Origin of the sequence: Nocardioides alkalitolerans DSM 16699 (assembly GCF_000426525.1) — a bacterium.
Classification (GTDB): Bacteria; Actinomycetota; Actinomycetes; order Propionibacteriales; family Nocardioidaceae; genus Nocardioides; species Nocardioides alkalitolerans.
This window is the reverse complement of record NZ_AUFN01000010.1, coordinates 318,010-333,903: the sequence shown is the minus strand read 5'-3', so window position 1 is coordinate 333,903 and position 15,894 is coordinate 318,010. Positions and strand designations below refer to the sequence as shown.

Annotated in this window: 13 protein-coding genes; 9 read left to right on the top strand and 4 right to left on the bottom strand. The window is 73.7% G+C overall.

Annotated features, from left to right (window positions below):
- Nucleotides 1–45 precede the first annotated feature (45 nt).
- The 3 genes from K329_RS0102285 to holA all read left to right on the top strand — a co-directional run bounded on the left by K329_RS0102285 (nucleotide 46) and on the right by holA (nucleotide 4,605).
- On the top strand, nucleotides 46–1,065 hold the full coding sequence (locus K329_RS0102285; RefSeq protein ID WP_052336265.1) for a ComEA family DNA-binding protein: 1,020 nt from the start codon (nucleotides 46–48) through the stop codon (nucleotides 1,063–1,065).
- Between the two features lie 2 nt (nucleotides 1,066–1,067).
- Complete coding sequence (locus tag K329_RS31860) at nucleotides 1,068–3,521, top strand: ComEC/Rec2 family competence protein (protein ID WP_281169785.1); 2,454 nt, start codon at nucleotides 1,068–1,070, stop codon at nucleotides 3,519–3,521.
- A gap of 76 nt (nucleotides 3,522–3,597) precedes the next feature.
- Nucleotides 3,598–4,605, top strand: coding sequence for a DNA polymerase III subunit delta (gene holA, locus K329_RS0102275; RefSeq protein WP_028471790.1), 1,008 nt, complete (start codon nucleotides 3,598–3,600; stop codon nucleotides 4,603–4,605).
- Nucleotides 4,606–5,144: 539 nt separating this feature from the next.
- On the opposite strand, the gene rpsT is transcribed toward holA, so the two are convergent.
- Nucleotides 5,145–5,405 carry a 30S ribosomal protein S20 gene (gene rpsT, locus K329_RS0102270; RefSeq protein WP_028471789.1) on the bottom strand — a complete coding sequence of 87 codons (261 nt, stop codon included), beginning with the start codon at nucleotides 5,403–5,405 and terminating at the stop codon, nucleotides 5,145–5,147.
- Between the two features lie 143 nt (nucleotides 5,406–5,548).
- On the bottom strand, nucleotides 5,549–6,520 hold the full coding sequence (locus tag K329_RS0102265; protein WP_245596413.1) for a phosphotransferase family protein: 972 nt from the start codon (nucleotides 6,518–6,520) through the stop codon (nucleotides 5,549–5,551).
- Nucleotides 6,521–6,664: 144 nt separating this feature from the next.
- Here K329_RS0102265 and lepA point away from each other — a divergent pair, with 144 nt between their 5' ends.
- Genes lepA through K329_RS0102250 form a run of 3 tightly spaced genes read left to right on the top strand, consistent with a single transcriptional unit; the run spans nucleotide 6,665 to nucleotide 10,425 of the window.
- A complete protein-coding gene (gene lepA / locus K329_RS0102260; protein WP_028471787.1) occupies nucleotides 6,665–8,545 on the top strand; it encodes a translation elongation factor 4 in 1,881 nt (626 codons plus the stop codon).
- Nucleotides 8,542–9,462: a serine/threonine dehydratase gene (locus tag K329_RS0102255; protein WP_245596412.1), complete on the top strand. Its 921-nt coding sequence runs from the start codon at nucleotides 8,542–8,544 to the stop codon at nucleotides 9,460–9,462. The genes lepA and K329_RS0102255 overlap by 4 nt, the downstream gene beginning before the upstream one ends.
- Before the next feature lie 18 nt (nucleotides 9,463–9,480).
- Nucleotides 9,481–10,425 carry an aminoglycoside phosphotransferase family protein gene (locus tag K329_RS0102250; RefSeq protein ID WP_043641899.1) on the top strand — a complete coding sequence of 315 codons (945 nt, stop codon included), beginning with the start codon at nucleotides 9,481–9,483 and terminating at the stop codon, nucleotides 10,423–10,425.
- Between the two features lie 5 nt (nucleotides 10,426–10,430).
- Here the strand turns inward: K329_RS0102250 and K329_RS0102245 are convergent, their stop codons facing one another.
- Both K329_RS0102245 and K329_RS0102240 read right to left on the bottom strand, forming a co-directional pair.
- Nucleotides 10,431–10,721, bottom strand: coding sequence for a transcriptional regulator (locus K329_RS0102245; protein ID WP_028471784.1), 291 nt, complete (start codon nucleotides 10,719–10,721; stop codon nucleotides 10,431–10,433).
- Nucleotides 10,718–11,287: a hypothetical protein gene (locus K329_RS0102240; RefSeq protein ID WP_052336264.1), complete on the bottom strand. Its 570-nt coding sequence runs from the start codon at nucleotides 11,285–11,287 to the stop codon at nucleotides 10,718–10,720. The genes K329_RS0102245 and K329_RS0102240 overlap by 4 nt, the downstream gene beginning before the upstream one ends.
- A 470-nt stretch (nucleotides 11,288–11,757) precedes the next feature.
- Between K329_RS0102240 and K329_RS0102235 the strand changes: the two genes are divergently transcribed.
- The 3 genes from K329_RS0102235 to hemW all read left to right on the top strand — a co-directional run bounded on the left by K329_RS0102235 (nucleotide 11,758) and on the right by hemW (nucleotide 15,893).
- The gene (locus K329_RS0102235; protein WP_028471782.1) at nucleotides 11,758–13,581 is read left to right on the top strand and encodes an AMP-dependent synthetase/ligase; all 1,824 of its coding nucleotides are present in this window, start codon (nucleotides 11,758–11,760) and stop codon (nucleotides 13,579–13,581) included.
- A gap of 122 nt (nucleotides 13,582–13,703) precedes the next feature.
- Nucleotides 13,704–14,633, top strand: a complete 930-nt coding sequence (locus tag K329_RS24050) for a dioxygenase family protein (protein ID WP_043641897.1) — start codon at nucleotides 13,704–13,706, stop codon at nucleotides 14,631–14,633.
- A 24-nt stretch (nucleotides 14,634–14,657) separates the two neighbouring features.
- Nucleotides 14,658–15,893, top strand: coding sequence for a radical SAM family heme chaperone HemW (hemW, locus tag K329_RS0102225; RefSeq protein ID WP_028471781.1), 1,236 nt, complete (start codon nucleotides 14,658–14,660; stop codon nucleotides 15,891–15,893).
- Nucleotide 15,894 lies beyond the last annotated feature (1 nt).

Below are 15,894 nucleotides of genomic sequence, written 5' to 3'. Positions count from 1 at the left end.
GTCGGGCGAGCCCGCGGGGGCCGTCGCGCTCCTAGTTTCGACCGCATGCGAGTACGTCGACCCGCCGCGGACCCCGAGCTCCTGCAGGCCCGCCTGCAGCCGTTGCGCTCCGTCGACGACGGCACCCGCATCCGCGCTGACCGCTGGGAGCGGATGGGCGGGGCGCCGGGGCTGCTCGAGGACCTCGGGGGTTCCGACGACGACCCTGACGACGATCCCGACGACGACCTCCCACCGCCCCTCCCACGTCCGGGGCGCCACGCCGCCGGCGCACGGGGCGAGGCCCTCCAGGGTGGCGCTGCCGCGCGTAGGACGTCCGCCGCCGCGGGGCTGGTGCCTCCCTCGCTGCGCGGTCGGGTGGCGATCGGCCCGCCCCAGCTCGCCGCGCTCGCCCTGCTGGTGGCGGTGGCCCTGGCGGTGACCTGCTGGTGGGTGCTGTCGTCACGGCCGCAGGAGCAGCCGGTCACCACGAGCACGGCCGTCGCGGGCACGCCCATGGCGAACCCGTCGACGCCATCGGAGGCCTCCGGTGCGGCGACGTCCGACGGACCGGCCGCGGCGCCACCGGTGGACGGGGCGGGGGAGGGCGAGGAGGCGGACACCGGCCAGGTGGTCGTGCACGTCGCCGGCCTCGTGACCCGGCCCGGCATCGTCGTGCTGCCCGTCGGCGCCCGGGTGGCGGAGGCGATCGAGGCGGCCGGCGGACCCCGGTCGGGCGTCGACCTCACCACCGTCAACCTCGCGCGGCCGCTCGTCGACGGCGAGCAGGTGCTCGTGGGCGTCGACCCCGCCGAGGGGGCGCCCGCGCCGCCGGCCGGGAGCGGTGGGGGAGGCACGGGAGGCTCGGGCGTCGAGGGCGGTGGTGCTCCCGGCGGGCTGGTCAACCTCAACACGGCCGACCTCGCGGCCCTCGACACGCTGCCGGGGGTCGGGCCCGTGACGGCCGAGGCGATCATCGCGTGGCGCACGGAGAACGGCGGGTTCAGCTCGGTCGACGAGCTGGTCGAGGTCTCGGGCATCGGTGACGCCACGTTGGCGAAACTCGCACCGCTCGTGACGGTCTGACGGTGGCCTCCAGGCTGGACCGGCGGGTGGGCGCCCCCGTGGGGCCGACGGGGCCCGTGGGGGAGGTCGACGCCCCGGCGCGGGTGCCGGACCTCCGGGTGCCGCTGCTCGCGGCCGCCGCGTGGCTCGGTGCGCTGGCCGGTCTGACGCTCGCGCCCCTGGTGCTCGTGGCGGTCGGTGGTGCGGTCGGGGCGGCGGTCGGCGTCGGCCTGCGGGTGCACGCCCACCGCGGGTCGCGACGTACGTCGGAGGCCGGCGACCGCCGCCACGTCGTGCGCCGTACGACGGCCGCCGTGCTGCTGCTCGCCGTCGCGACGGCGACGGTCGCCTCCCTGCACCGGACCGGCGTCGGCACGGGCCCGGTGAGCGACCTGGCGGCCGAGCAGGCGGGGGTGCGGGGCGAGCTGGTGGTCACGGCCGACCCCAGGCTGCGGCAGGGGCAGTTCGGCGACTACGTCGTCCTGCGCGGGCGGCTCGAGCAGGTGACGGGCCGCGGGCGCACGTACGACGTGGCCAGCCCCGTGCTGGTCGTCGCCGAGCCCGGGTGGGCGTCCGTCGAGCTCGGGAGCCGGCTGGCGGTGGCGGGGCGGCTCGCGCCCGCCGACGGGGGAGACCTGGCGGGGATGCTCCGGGTGCGGGGCGCCCCGGAGGTGCTGGAGGAGCCGGACGGCTGGTGGACCGCAGCGGCGACCGTGCGGGCGGCGCTACGGGCCAGCGTCGACCACCGCCCCGAGGACCAGGCGGTGCTCGTGCCGTCGCTCGTGGTCGGCGACGACGCCGGCCTCGACCCCGACCTCGCCGCCGACTTCGCCACGACCGGGCTCACCCACCTGCTCGCCGTGTCGGGCACGAACCTCACGCTCATCGTCGGCTTCCTGCTGGTGATCGCGCGCTGGGTGGGCGTGCGCGGCCGTGGCCTCCACGTGGTGGCGGCGCTGGGGATCGTGGGGTTCGTGCTGCTGGCGCGCACCGAGCCGAGCGTCGTGCGCGCGGCCGCGATGGGCACGATCGGGTTGATCGGGATGGGGCGCAACGGCCGTGAGCGGGGCACCCGGGGCCTGGGGGCCGCCGTGGTGGTGCTGCTGCTCCTGCAGCCGTGGCTGGCGCTCACCGCGGGGTTCGCGCTCTCGGTGCTCGCGACCGCGGGCATCCTCTTCCTCGCGCCGGGATGGCGCGACGCCCTCGCCACCTGGATGCCGCGGTGGCTGGCCGAGGCGATCGCCGTGCCGGCGGCCGCCCAGCTGGCCTGCACGCCGCTGGTGGCGGGCTTGTCGGGGGAGGTCAGCATCGTCGCCGTCGTCGCCAACATGGCGGTGGCGCCCGTGGTGGGTCCGGCCACGGTCCTCGGGCTGGCCGGGGGACTGGTGGGCGTGGTGTGGACCGACCTCAGCCGCGTGCCCGGCACCCTCGCCTCCTGGTGCGTCGCGTGGATCATCGCGGTGGCCCGCTGGGGTGCGGCCCTCCCGGTCGCCTCGGTGGGGTGGGGCACGTCCGCGCTGGCGGTCGCGGTGCTCGCTCTGGTGTGCCTCGCCGCGGTGCCGCTGGCACCACGCGTGCTGCGGAGCCGGGCCGCGGTCGTGGTGCTCTGCCTCGTCGCCGGGCTGGCGGTCGTGGTGCGCCCGCCCACGCCGGGGTGGCCGCCCGCCGACTGGGCGGTCGTCGCGTGCGACGTCGGGCAGGGGGACGCCCTGGTGCTCCGGGCCGGTCCGGGGTCGGCCGTGGTGGTCGACGTGGGCGTCGACCCGGAGCCGGTCGACCGCTGCCTCGACGACCTCGGGGTCACCCAGGTGCCGCTCGTGGTCCTCACCCACTTCCACGACGACCACGTGGGCGGTCTCGACGGTGTCCTCGACGGCCGCACCGTCGACGCGATCGACGTCAGTCCCCTGGCCGAGCCCGCGTCGGCGGCCGAGGACGTCGCCCGGGCCGCCGCGGCTGCCGGCGCCACGGCGACGGTGCCGGCGTACGGGAGCAGGCGCCAGGTGGGCGACGTCGTGCTCGAGGTGCTGTGGCCGCTGCCGGGCGCGTACGCCGGGACCTCCGGCTCCTCGGGCGAGGGTGGTCGCGACGGGGAGGGGAGCGGTCCGAACGACGCGAGCCTCGTCGTGCTGGCCCAGGTGCGGGACGTCTCGGTGCTGCTCACCGGCGACGTCGAGCCACCCGCCCAGCGCGGTCTCGTCCGCGAGCTCGCGGCGGCCGGGCGCACCCTCGACGTCGACGTGCTCAAGGTGCCCCACCACGGCAGCCGGCACCAGGACCTCGACCTCCTGCTCGGCGTCACCGCCGAGGTGGCGCTGGTGTCGGTGGGCGCCGACAACACGTACGGCCACCCGGCGCCGGACACGGTGGTCCCCCTCGAGCGGACCGGGGTGCGGGTGCTGCGCACGGACCTCTCGGGCGACGTCGCGGTCACGGAGCGCGACGGTCGGGTGGGCACCGCCGTACGGCGCGACTGACCCGTCCCGGGTCCTCGACCCGACGCCCGAGGTGGGCACGATCGGTGTCGGTGCCCTGTGGCAGGCTGTCGCCACCATGGCTGCCAGCTCGCGTTCCTCCGCCTCCCGCGGCCCGTCCCCGGCCGACGTCCTCGGCCGCATCACGCTGGTGACGGGCAAGGAGGAGTTCCTCAACGAACGCACGGTGGTGGCCGTCCGGGCCGCCGTCCGCGAGCACGACGCCGAGGCGGAGATCTCCGAGGCGACGGCCTCCGAGCTGACAATGGCGGTCCTGGGCGAGCTCGCGGCGCCGTCGCTGTTCTCGACCACGCGCTGCGTCGTCGTGCGGGCCCTGGAGAACCTGCCGGAGGAGTCCGCCGCGGGCCTGCTGACCTACGCCGCCGACCCGGCCGACGACGTCGCGATCGTGCTCGTGCACGGCGGCGGACCCAAGGGCAGCGGCACGCTGAACAAGCTGCGCAAGATCGCCACGGTCACCGAGGTGAAGTCCACCGAGCTGCGCGCGAGCGAGTTGCCGCGCTTCGTGGCCGGCGAGGCGCGCGCCGCCGGGGCGGGCATCGACGAGGAGGCCGCCGAGGCCCTCGTCCAGGCCGTGGGCGGCGACCTCCGGTCGCTCTCGGCCGCCGCTCGCCAGCTCGCCAGCGACTTCGCGGGCGAGCGCATCAGCGTCGAGAAGGTGGGCCGCTACTTCGGCGGTCGGGCCGAGGCCACCTCGTTCGCCGTGGCCGACCACGCGTTCGCCGGTCGCCGGGCCAAGGCCCTGGAGGAGCTGCGCTGGGCGATGGACACCGGCACCGCACCGGTGCTCGTCACCTCGGCCTTCGCCGCCGGCGCCCGCGGACTGGCCCGCTTCAGCGGCGCCCCCCGCGGCATGCGCGAGGCCGACCTCGCCCGCGAGGTGGGCGTCCCGCCGTGGAAGATCCGCACGCTCCGCGACCAGGTCCGCGGCTGGGACTCGACCGGCCTCGCCGGCGCGATCCGGGCCGTCGCCACCGCCGACGCCGACATCAAGGGCGCCGGCAGCGACCCGGCGTACACCCTCGAGCGCCTCGTTCTGACCGTCACCGAGCTCCGCACCCGCTGACCGGTCTCCGCCCCTCGCCGCCTGGGCCGATCGCCGCCGATCGCCGCCGATCGCCGCCGATCGCCGCCGACCGCCGCCGACCGCCGCCGACCGCCGCCGACCGCCGCCGATCGCCGCCGACCGCCGCCGACCGCCGCCGACCGCCGCCGACCGCCGCCGACCGCCGCCGACCGCCGCCGACCGCCACCGATCGGGACGTCATCCGGATCGTGGCGCCGGGGCCCGCTGGAAGAGGTAGTCCGTGACGATCTGCTGCCGCCCCACGGCGTGTCGCCCGGCAGATCGTCACGGACTACGCCAGCCCCCGATCGAGCCCTCGAGCCGCCGACCGCCGCCGACCGGGACGTCATCCGGATCGTGGCGCCGGGGCCCCGCCTCGGATGACGTCCGGGCTCCCGGGCCCGTACCCCCACGCGGCCCACGCACGCCGTACCACCACCCCCGGGAACGTCGAAGGGCGCCGACTCCCGGAGGAGTCGACGCCCTGAGTACGACGGTCGCAGCTCGCGTGCGACGAGCTCGCGTGCGAGCCGGGTGGATCAGAGAGCAGCGGCGCGCTTCGCGATGGAGGACTTGCGGTTCGCGGCCTGGTTCGGGTGGATGACGCCCTTGGAGGCGGCCTTGTCGAGCTTCTTCGAGGCCTCGCGGCCGAGCACGACGGCCTGGTCCTTGTCGCCGGACTCCGCGGCCTCGCGGAACTTGCGGATGGCGTTCTTGAGGCCCGTCTTCACGGACTTGTTGCGCTCGTGGGCCGCCTCGTTCTGGCGGTTGCGCTTGATCTGGGACTTGATGTTCGCCATGGGGTATCTGCCTTCGATGCTCGTGGGTGTTCCGTCGTACTCGTTGAGGTGGTGCGGCGCCGCCGTACGGGCAGGCAGCAGCCAGACACGCGAGGAGTGACGCTACCAGTCGGGCGCGGAGCCGCCCAAATCAGGTGGACGGGTCACGACCACCCGCGGCGCGCGGCCAGCCACGACCACGTGGCCTCCGCGAACCAGGCCTGGTGCTGCCGCAGCCAGGGCGACGTCGGCGGCACCGGCGCGTGCCGGATCGTGAGGAAGTAGCCGGCCACGAGCGCCAGCACGATGTCGACCGCCTCGGCGGGTACGTCGCGGGTCAGCGCGCGGCGCGCCAGCACGGCGTCGGCGTCGATGCCGTCGCCGTACGGGCCGATGAGCAGGAGGACCGTGTCGATCCACGGTGCACCCGCGACGGGCCAGTTCCAGTCGACGATCCGGGCGGTGCCGTCGGCGAGCACGAGCACGTTGTCGTCGCGGAGGTCGGTGTGCACGAGGCTGGTGCCGCCGCACACCTCGGCGAAGCGGGCAGCGAGGGCGGCCGCCTCCTCGACGTGGGGGAGCACGTGGTCGAGGTCGGCGAGGTGGGCGAGCCCCGGAACCCGGGCCCACTCCGCGGGCCAGTCGGCGAACTCCCGCTCGAACGTCGCCAGTCGCATCGCGGCCGGTGCCGGCGTGAGCAGCCCGGTCGCGACCTCGACGGCGTCGAGCACCGCCTCGAGGTCGTCGGGCGTCCAGGGGCGCTCCGCGGTGCGGCCCTCGACGTGCTCGATGCCGAGCACGACCCAGTCGTCGACCTCGTCGGTCCAGCGCAGCGCGGCAGCCGGCACGCCCGGTGGCAGGGCGGCCAGGTTGCGCGCCTCCACGCGGTAGGCCTCGGCGAACGCCCGCTGCGCCTTCACCGCCGCCGCCTTGACGAAGTGGCGCGACCCGTCGGCGCAGGTGAGCACCGACGCGAAGCCGGGGGTGAAGCCCGCCCCCTGGGAGGCCGCGTCGACCACCGGGCTGCCGCAGCGCTGCTCGACCCGGGCCCGCACGGCGCGCGGCAGGTGGGGCCAGGTGAGACGGCGGGCCGTCGCGCCGTACGGCACGGGGGAGAGCGTGAAGGCTTCGGTCACGGCGCCCATCCTGCCCGAGTGCCGCGGCCTCCGTGCGGGCCGTCATTTCGGGCCTCGCCACGTGGATGGGACAATCGTCGGAAGTGTCCTGCCCCGTGCTCGACACGCGCACCGACCCCCGCGAGAGAGACGATCCGAGAACCCGTGCCTGCCACTCCCGCTGCCGAGATCCCCCAGCCGGGGCGCACCGACGCCTCGATCGTCCGCAACTTCTGCATCATCGCCCACATCGACCACGGCAAGTCGACGCTGGCCGACCGCATGCTGCAGCTGACGGGCGTCGTCGACGCGCGCGCCGCGCGGGCGCAGTACCTCGACCGCATGGACATCGAGCGCGAGCGCGGCATCACCATCAAGTCGCAGGCCGTGCGCATGCCGTGGACGGTCGAGGCGGGCAACGAGGCCGGCGCCGCGCCGGGCACCTACGTGCTTAACATGATCGACACCCCGGGCCACGTCGACTTCACCTACGAGGTCTCCCGCTCGCTCGAGGCCTGCGAGGCCGCGATCCTGCTCGTCGACGCCGCCCAGGGCATCGAGGCGCAGACGCTCGCGAACCTCTACCTCGCGATGGCCGCCGACCTCGACATCGTCCCGGTGCTCAACAAGATCGACCTCCCGAACGCCCAGCCGGAGAAGTACGCCGCGGAGCTCGCCGGTCTCGTCGGCTGCGAGCCCGACGAGGTGCTGCGCATCAGCGCCAAGACCGGCGTCGGCGTCGAGGCCGTGCTCAACGAGATCGTCGCGAAGACGCCCGCGCCGGTCGGCGATCCCGACGCCCCGCCGCGCGCGCTGATCTTCGACTCCGTCTACGACACCTACCGCGGCGTGGTCACCTACGTGCGCGTGGTCGACGGCTCGCTCAAGCACCGCGACCGCATCAAGATGATGTCGACGGGCGCCGTCCACGAGATGCTCGAGGTGGGCGTGATCAGCCCGGAGCCGGTGAAGTCCGGCGAGATCGGCGTCGGCGAGGTCGGCTACCTCATCACGGGCGTGAAGGACGTGCGGCAGTCCCGCGTCGGCGACACGGTCACCAGCCAGCACGGCGGGGCGACCGAGGCCCTCGGCGGCTACGACCACCCGAACCCGATGGTGTTCGCGGGGCTCTACCCGATCGACGGCGACGACTACCCCACGCTGCGCGACGCGCTCGACAAGCTGCAGCTCAACGACGCCGCCCTGGCCTACGAGCCGGAGACCTCGGGCGCGCTCGGCTTCGGCTTCCGCTGCGGTTTCCTCGGCCTCCTCCACATGGAGATCACCCGCGACCGCCTCGAGCGCGAGTTCAACCTCGACCTCATCTCCACCGCGCCGAACGTGGTCTACGAGGTCGAGATGGAGGACGGCAAGGTCTTCACCGTCACCAACCCGAGCGAGTACCCCGACGGCAAGATCGCCGAGGTGCGCGAGCCGGTCGTGAAGGCGACGATCCTCAGCCCGTCCGACTACATCGGCACGATCATGGAGCTGTGCCAGGCCAAGCGCGGCACGCTCGGCGGCATGGACTACCTCTCCGAGGACCGTGTCGAGATGCGCTACACGCTCCCGATGGCGGAGATCGTCTTCGACTTCTTCGACCAGCTGAAGTCGCGCACCAAGGGCTACGCCTCGCTCGACTACGAGTTCACCGGCGACCAGGCGGCCGACCTCGTGAAGGTCGACATCCTGCTCCAGGGTGAGCCGGTCGACGCGTTCAGCGCGATCGTCCACAAGGACGCGTCCTACGGGTACGGCGTGATGCTCGCCGGCAAGCTGAAGGACCTCATCCCGCGCCAGCAGTTCGAGGTCCCGATCCAGGCGGCCATCGGGGCGCGCGTGATCGCCCGCGAGAACATCCGCGCCATCCGCAAGGACGTTCTCGCCAAGTGCTACGGCGGCGACATCAGCCGCAAGCGCAAGCTGCTCGAGAAGCAGAAGGAGGGCAAGAAGCGCATGAAGATGGTCGGCCGGGTCGAGGTGCCCCAGGAGGCCTTCATCGCCGCGCTCTCGAACTCCCCGACGGCGGAGAAGCCCAAGAAGTGACCGCGGTGCCGTCGCGCGACGACATCGCCCGCGCGGCCGTCGCGATCGCGCCCCACGTGCGCCGTACCCCGGTCGTCGAGATCGGGTACGGCGCCGGGTCGCGCACCCACCTCAAGCTCGAGCTCCTGCAGCACGCGGGGTCGTTCAAGCCGCGGGGTGCGTTCACCACGGTGCTCGCCGCGCCCGCCCGCCCCGAGCGGCTCGTCGCCGCGTCGGGCGGCAACCACGGGCTCGCGGTCGCGCACGTGGGTCGCAGCCTCGGCATCCCCGCGGAGATCTTCGTGCCCGTCTCCGCGCCGGTCGTGAAGGTCGACGGGCTCCGCGCCCTGGGCGCTCAGGTGCACCTCGTCGGCGCCACGTTCGCCGAGGCGTACGCCGCGAGCCTCGACGTGGCCGGCGCTCCCGGCAGCCTGGCGCTGCACGCGTACGACGCCCCCGGCACCGTCACGGGCCAGGGCACGCTCGCGGTCGAGCTGGAGCAGGACCTGCCGGACCTCGACACGGTCGTCGTCGCGGTCGGCGGCGGCGGTCTCGCGGGCGGGGTGGCCGCCTGGTTCGCCGGCACGTCCACCCGGGTGGTCGCCGTCGAGCCGACCGGCTGCCCGACCCTGCACGAGGCGCTCGCCGCCGGTGCTCCCGTCGACGTCGCGCCCTCGGGCGTGGCCGCCGACTCCCTCGGGGCCTCCCGCATCGGGGCCATCGGCTTCGCCGCGCTGCGCGACGCCACCTCGGTGCTCGTCGACGGGGCCGACGTCGTCGAGGCCCGACGCTGGCTGTGGCGCGAGACGCGTCTGCTCGCCGAGCCGGGCGGGGCCGCCGCGATGGCGGCGCTGCTCTCCGGCGCCTACGTGCCCGCACCGGACGAGCGGGTCGCCGTCGTCGTGTGCGGCGGCAACTCCGACCCGGCCGACCTCTGAGTCGGCGGTGACCCGCCCGTGAGCACCCCCGGACCACCGCGCATCGAGGTGCCGGTCGAGCTCGAGGCGCAGCGGCGGCTGGGCGCGGGGTGGGGAGCCTGGCTCGACGCGCTCCCCGCACGGGCGACCGGGCTGCTGGAGGAGTGGTCGCTGCGGGTCGTCGGCCCGTCGCAGCACGGCGCCGGCTCGCTGGTGCTCCCCGTCGTCGCCGAGGACGCCGGGCCGGCGATGCTGAAGATCGCGTACGACGGCACCGACGAGACCGAGCACGAGGCGCTGGCCCTCCAGCACTGGGGCGGCCGCGGCGCCGTACGCCTGCTGCGGGCCGACCCGCGGCGACGCTCCCTGCTGCTGGAGCGGCTCGAGGCCACCGACCTCACCACGCTGTGGGACCTCGACGCCTGCGAGGTCGTCGCCGGCCTGTACGGCGCCCTCGACGTGCCCGCACCGCCGCAGCTGCGCACCGTGGCGTCGTACGTCGAGGAGTGGGTCGCCGCGATGGTGGCGTCCGGTCACGATCTTCCGATCCCGCGGCGGCTCGTCGACCAGACGGTGGCACTGGCCCGGGACCTCACCGCGCCCCGGTCGGAGCGCGACGTGCTCGTGCACCACGACCTCCACTACGAGAACGTGCTGGCGGCGGACCGCGAGCCGTGGCTGGTGATCGACCCGCAGCCGAAGGCGGGGGAGCGCGCCTACGAGCTCGAGCCGATGCTTCGCAACCGCTGGGACGAGCTCTACGGCCACGGCTCGGTGCGCGAGGGGGTCCGCCAGCGGTTCTTCGCCCTGGTCGACGGTGCCGGTCTCGACGAGGACCGCGCCCGCGCCTGGGTGGTGGTGCGCAGCGTGCTCAACGCCCACTGGTCGGTCGAGGACGCCCGCCGCGGCTCCCGGGCGCTGGACGCGGAGGAACGCGAGCACGTCACCCGCTGCATCACGATCGCCAAGGCGGTCCAGGAGTAGGGCCGTCAGTCGTCGCCGAGCAGCGCGCGCAGGGCGTCGCGGTGGGTGCGGTAGGCCTTGCGGCCGGCGCGGGTCAGCCGGTACGTCGTGCTGCTGCCGCGCCCGCGACCGGACTTGCTGCTGGCCACGTAGCCCGCGGCCTCGAGGGCCGACATCTGCTTGGAGAGGTCGGAGTCGGCGAGGGCGAGGTGCTCCTTGAGGAACTGGAAGGACACCGTGTCCGACCCGGTCAGCACGGCCATCGCGGCGAGCCGCTTCGGGGCGTGGATGACCGGGTCGAGGTCGGCCAGGCTCACGCGAGCCGCGCCTTCGTCGCGGCGGCGGCCCGGGCGTAGGCCCGTTCGTAGATCCAGAACCCGCCCATGGCGCCGAGGAACGCGGTGACGGTCGCGGCCACGGCCCCGAGGAGCCAGCCGGCCAGCACGATCAGGCCGACGAGCACGAGGACGCCCACGAAGTACTGGGCGTAGGCGCGGCGGATCTCCCGCGGCTTGCGGCCCCGCAGTGACGGCGGCGCGCCGTGGTAGCGCTGGTACCACCCCATGTAGGCGCCCACGAGCGCGCTGAGGCCGATCATCACCGCGCACACGACGATCGGGTTGCCGTCGGCCAGGGTCCACCAGGCGAAGGTGCCGGCGTACGCGGCCGTCCAGAAGCCGACCGCAGGGTAGTTCCACCACGGGGTGGGCGGGTAGTCGACGTACGGCGCCGCCTCGGCGCGCTCGAGCTCACGGAGCTGCTGGCGGGGATCGGTCGGCGTCCCGGGACCGGCCTGCGTCAGGGGGTCGGCGGCGGGCGTGCGGTGGGTGGCGCCGGACGGCGTGACCGGCAGGTCCGAGAACTGCTCGTCATTGCTTTCCATGGTGGAAACCGTACGACTCGCTTTCCGCTTGTGCAAGTAGAAAGTTCGGGGAGTGGTGGATCGGGGCGGACTCTGTGCACGTTCCTGGTGCTCAGCGCCCTGAATGTCGGTCGCAAAGCGGCGGTTTATCCGCTCGAGCGGATAAACCGCCGCCGCGCCCTCGGTAGCACGGAGGCTCCTGGGGTCGCGCCGACCCCTGGCGGACCCCGATGTCCGACCGGGCGGCGTCCGTCCACACTTCGCCCGGGCTCGTACGGCGTCAAGGTCGCCGTCGGCGGAGACTTCCTGGGTCGTGGGTCGTCCCATGGGGAGTAGACCCCACGAAACGTCGGGTCAGGAGGCCCGGATGTGGTCTGGGCGACACCAGTGGCCGCGATTCTCTACCGATCGGTAGCCCGCTCCTCTAGGTTTTGTCCTCAAGTCCCGAGGGTCGTCGCGACGTGGATCGCGGCGAGAAAGCAGGTAGTCGCATGCCCGTCAACCATGACGCGTCGTTCCTCGAGCACATGCCCCGCAACGTCGCGGTGCTGTTCTTCGACCGGGTGGAGAAGTCGGGGGACCGCGAGGCCTACCGCTTCCCGCAGGGCGACGGGTGGCAGTCGGTGACGTGGAAGGCCGTCGGTGACCGGGTCACCCGGCTCGCGGCCGGTCTGCTCTCGCTCGGCATCGAGGGCGAGCACCGCGTCGGCATCGCCTCCTCCACCCGCTACGAGTGGATCGTCGCCGACCTCGCCGTCATGGCCGCCGGCGGCGCCACGACGACGGTCTACCCGAGCACCAACGGCCCCGACACGGCCTACATCCTCAGCGACTCCGAGTGCCGCGTCGTGTTCGCGGAGGACGACGAGCAGATCGCGAAGCTCGTCGAGCACCGCAGCGAGCTGCCGAAGGTCGAGAAGGTCGTCACCTTCGCCGGCACCACCGACGGCGACTGGATCATCGGTCTCGACGACCTCGCGAAGCTCGGCGAGGCCCTCCTGGCCGAGCAGCCCGAGATCGTGCGCACCACCTCCGAGGCCATCGAGCCCGAGGCCCTCGCCACGCTGATCTACACCTCCGGCACCACCGGCCGCCCCAAGGGCGTGCGCCTGCGCCACCGCGCCTGGGTCTACGAGGGCGAGGCCATCAAGGCCCAGGGCATCCTCTCGGAGGAGGACCTGCAGTTCCTCTGGCTCCCGATGGCGCACTCGTTCGGCAAGGTGCTGCTGAGCGTGCAGCTCGGCATCGGCTTCGCCACCGCGGTCGACGGTCGTGTCGACAAGATCATCGACAACCTCTCCGTCGTGAAGCCCACCTTCATGGGTGCCGCGCCCCGCATCTTCGAGAAGGCCTACAGCCGCATCGTGACGATGCAGGCCAACGAGGGCGGCGCGAAGGAGAAGCTGTTCAAGAAGGCGTTCGCCGTCGGCCTCGAGGTCGACCGCCGCAAGCGCGAGGGCAAGTCGATCCCGGTCGGCATGAAGCTGCAGCACGGCCTCTTCGACAAGCTCGTCTTCTCGAAGGTGCGCGACCGCTTCGGTGGCCGGGTGCGGTTCTTCATCTCGGGCGCCGCGGCCCTCAACCGCGAGGTCGCGGAGTGGTTCAACGCCGCGGGCATCCTGGTGCTCGAGGGCTACGGGCTGACGGAGTCGGCCGCCGGCTCCTTCGTCAACCACCCGGAGCAGAACAAGTTCGGCACCGTCGGCCCGGTCCTTCCGGGCAGCGAGGTGAAGATCGCCGAGGACGGCGAGGTGCTCATCAAGGGCCCGGGCGTCATGGACGGCTACCACAACCTCCCGGAGAAGACCGCGGAGGCGCTCACCGACGACGGCTGGCTCCGCACCGGTGACATCGGCGAGCTCGACAGCGACGGCTTCCTGCGCATCACCGACCGCAAGAAGGACCTCTTCAAGACGTCGGGCGGCAAGTACATCGCGCCGTCGGCGATCGAGTCGCAGTTCAAGGCGATCTGCCCGTACGCCAGCCAGTTCCTGGTGGTCGGCAACGACCGCAACTTCTGCGTCGCGCTGATCACGCTCGACCCCGACCAGGTCGCCGACTGGGCCGCCCACAACGGCATGGAGGGCGCGTCGTACGGCGACGTCGTCCGCTCCGAGGCGATGCGGAAGCTGGTCGCCGGGTACGTCGACACGCTCAACGCCCGCCTCAACCGGTGGGAGACCATTAAGAAGCACGTCATCCTCGGCGACGACCTCACGGTCGAGTCGGGCGAGCTGACGCCGTCGATGAAGGTCAAGCGCAACGTCGTCGAGGCGAACAACCAGCGCGTGATCGAGGAGCTGTACGCCGGCTGACGTCCGGTGGAGCGGTTCGTGCGAGGACGACAGTCGCCGCACAGGAACCGCACAGGGTGCGAGGCTCAGATGGGTGTCGGCGGGAGGTCCGCCGGCACCCATCGAGCGTCCAGGAGCAACCCGTGCCCGAGATCCAGCACAGCCACGACCACGACGAGCACCGCGAGGGGCTCGAGCACGACCTGGCCGGCATCGTCCGCAGCGGCCACCACGGGCGCACGATGGCCCGGCGCGGCGTGCTCGGTCTCTTCGGCGGCCTCGGCGCCGCCGCCCTCGTCGCGTGCGGCACCGACTCCAGCGGCACGGCCTCGGGCACGGCGTCGTCGTCGGCCACCGGGTCGGCTGCCGGCGCCGGAGGCATGGGCGGACCCGGCGGTGGTGGAGCGCCGCCGGCCGACACGGGCAGCGGCGTCGAGGTGGCCGAGGGCGAGATCCCCGAGGAGACCGCCGGCCCGTACCCCGGCGACGGTTCCAACGGCGTCAACGTGCTCACCGAGTCGGGCATCGTGCGCAGCGACATCACGACGAGCTTCGGGTCCGCCAGCGGCGTCGCGGAGGGGGTGCCCCTCACGATCGACCTGAAGCTCTACGACCTCACCGGCACCGAGGTGACCCCGCTGGCCGGCGCCGCGATCTACCTCTGGCACTGCGACCGCGACGGCAACTACTCGCTCTACTCCGACGGCATCACCGACGAGAACTACCTCCGCGGCGTGCAGGAGACGGCGTCCGACGGCTCCGTGTCGTTCACGAGCATCTTCCCCGCGACGTACTCGGGTCGCTGGCCCCACATCCACTTCGAGGTCTACCCGAGCCTCGACGAGGCGACGAACGCGTCCAACAAGATGCGTACGACGCAGCTCGCCATCCCGGAGGAGGTCGCCATGGCGGTCTACGAGGGTGCCGAGGGCTACGAGCAGTCGATCACGAACATCGCCCAGGTCAGCCTGGAGAGCGACAACGTCTTCTCCGACGGCTACTCGCTGCAGATGGCGACCATGTCGGGCTCCGTGGCCGAGGGCTACACCGCCACCCTGAACGTGCCCGTGTGAGGGTGCGGGTGGAACACTGCACCGGTGCCCTCCGCCCCTCCGCCCGGTGACCCGGTCCCCAGCGACGGAGCCCTGCCGGAGCAGGCGCTCCGCACGCTCGGCACCCGGCCCCTCGGGTTCTACGTGCACGTGCCGTTCTGCCGGGTGCGCTGCGGCTACTGCGACTTCAACACCTACACGGCCACCGAGCTCGGGGGTCCCGAGGCGCCCGCCGGGGCCTCGCGCACGACGTACGCCGACGCGGCCGTCGCCGAGGTGCACCAGGCCCGCCGGGTGCTGGGCGACGTCGGTCGGCCGGTCGAGACCGTCTTCTTCGGCGGCGGCACCCCGACGCTCCTCCCGCCGCAGGACCTGACCCGCATCCTGGGGGCGATCTCCGACGCGTTCGGCCTGGCCCCGGGCGCGGAGGTCACGACGGAGGCCAACCCCGACTCGGTGAGCCGCGAGGACCTCGACGTGCTCCGTGCCGGCGGCTTCACCCGGATCTCGTTCGGTATGCAGTCGGCGGTGCCGCACGTGCTGAAGGTGCTCGACCGCACCCACGACCCGGAGCGCGTGCCCGGCGTGGTCGCCGACGCCCGCGCCGCCGGGTTCGAGGAGATCAGCCTCGACCTCATCTACGGCACCGCGGGCGAGAGCGCCGACGACTGGCGGACGACCCTCGACGCCGCGCTGGCCTGCGCCCCCGACCACGTGTCGGCGTACTCGCTCATCGTCGAGGACGGCACCGCCATGGCGCGGCAGGTGCGGCGCGGCGAGGTGGCCGCCCCCGACGAGGACGACCTCGCCGACAAGTACGCGATGACCGACGACGCGCTCGCCGCCGCCGGTCTCGGCTGGTACGAGGTGTCGAACTGGGCGCGGCGCCCCGAGAGCGCCTGCCGCCACAACCTCGCCTACTGGCGCAGCGACGACTGGTGGGGCGTCGGTCCGGGCGCGCACTCGCACGTCGGCGGGGTGCGGTGGTGGAACGTGCGCCACCCCACGGCCTACGCGCAACGCATGGCCGCCGGGGTCTCGCCCGGCCACGAGCGCGAGGTGCTCGACGACGAGGTGCGGCGCGTGGAGCGCGTGCTGCTCGAGACCCGCCTGCGGGAGGGGCTGGGCACCGACGCGCTCGACGCCGACGGCCTGGCGGCGGTGCCCGACCTCGTCGCGCGCGGTCTCGTGGAGCCGGCGCCGGTGGCGGACGGTCGCATCGTGCTCACGCGCCCCGGCCGGCTGCTCGCCGACGGGGTCGTGCGCGACCTGCTCGGCTGAG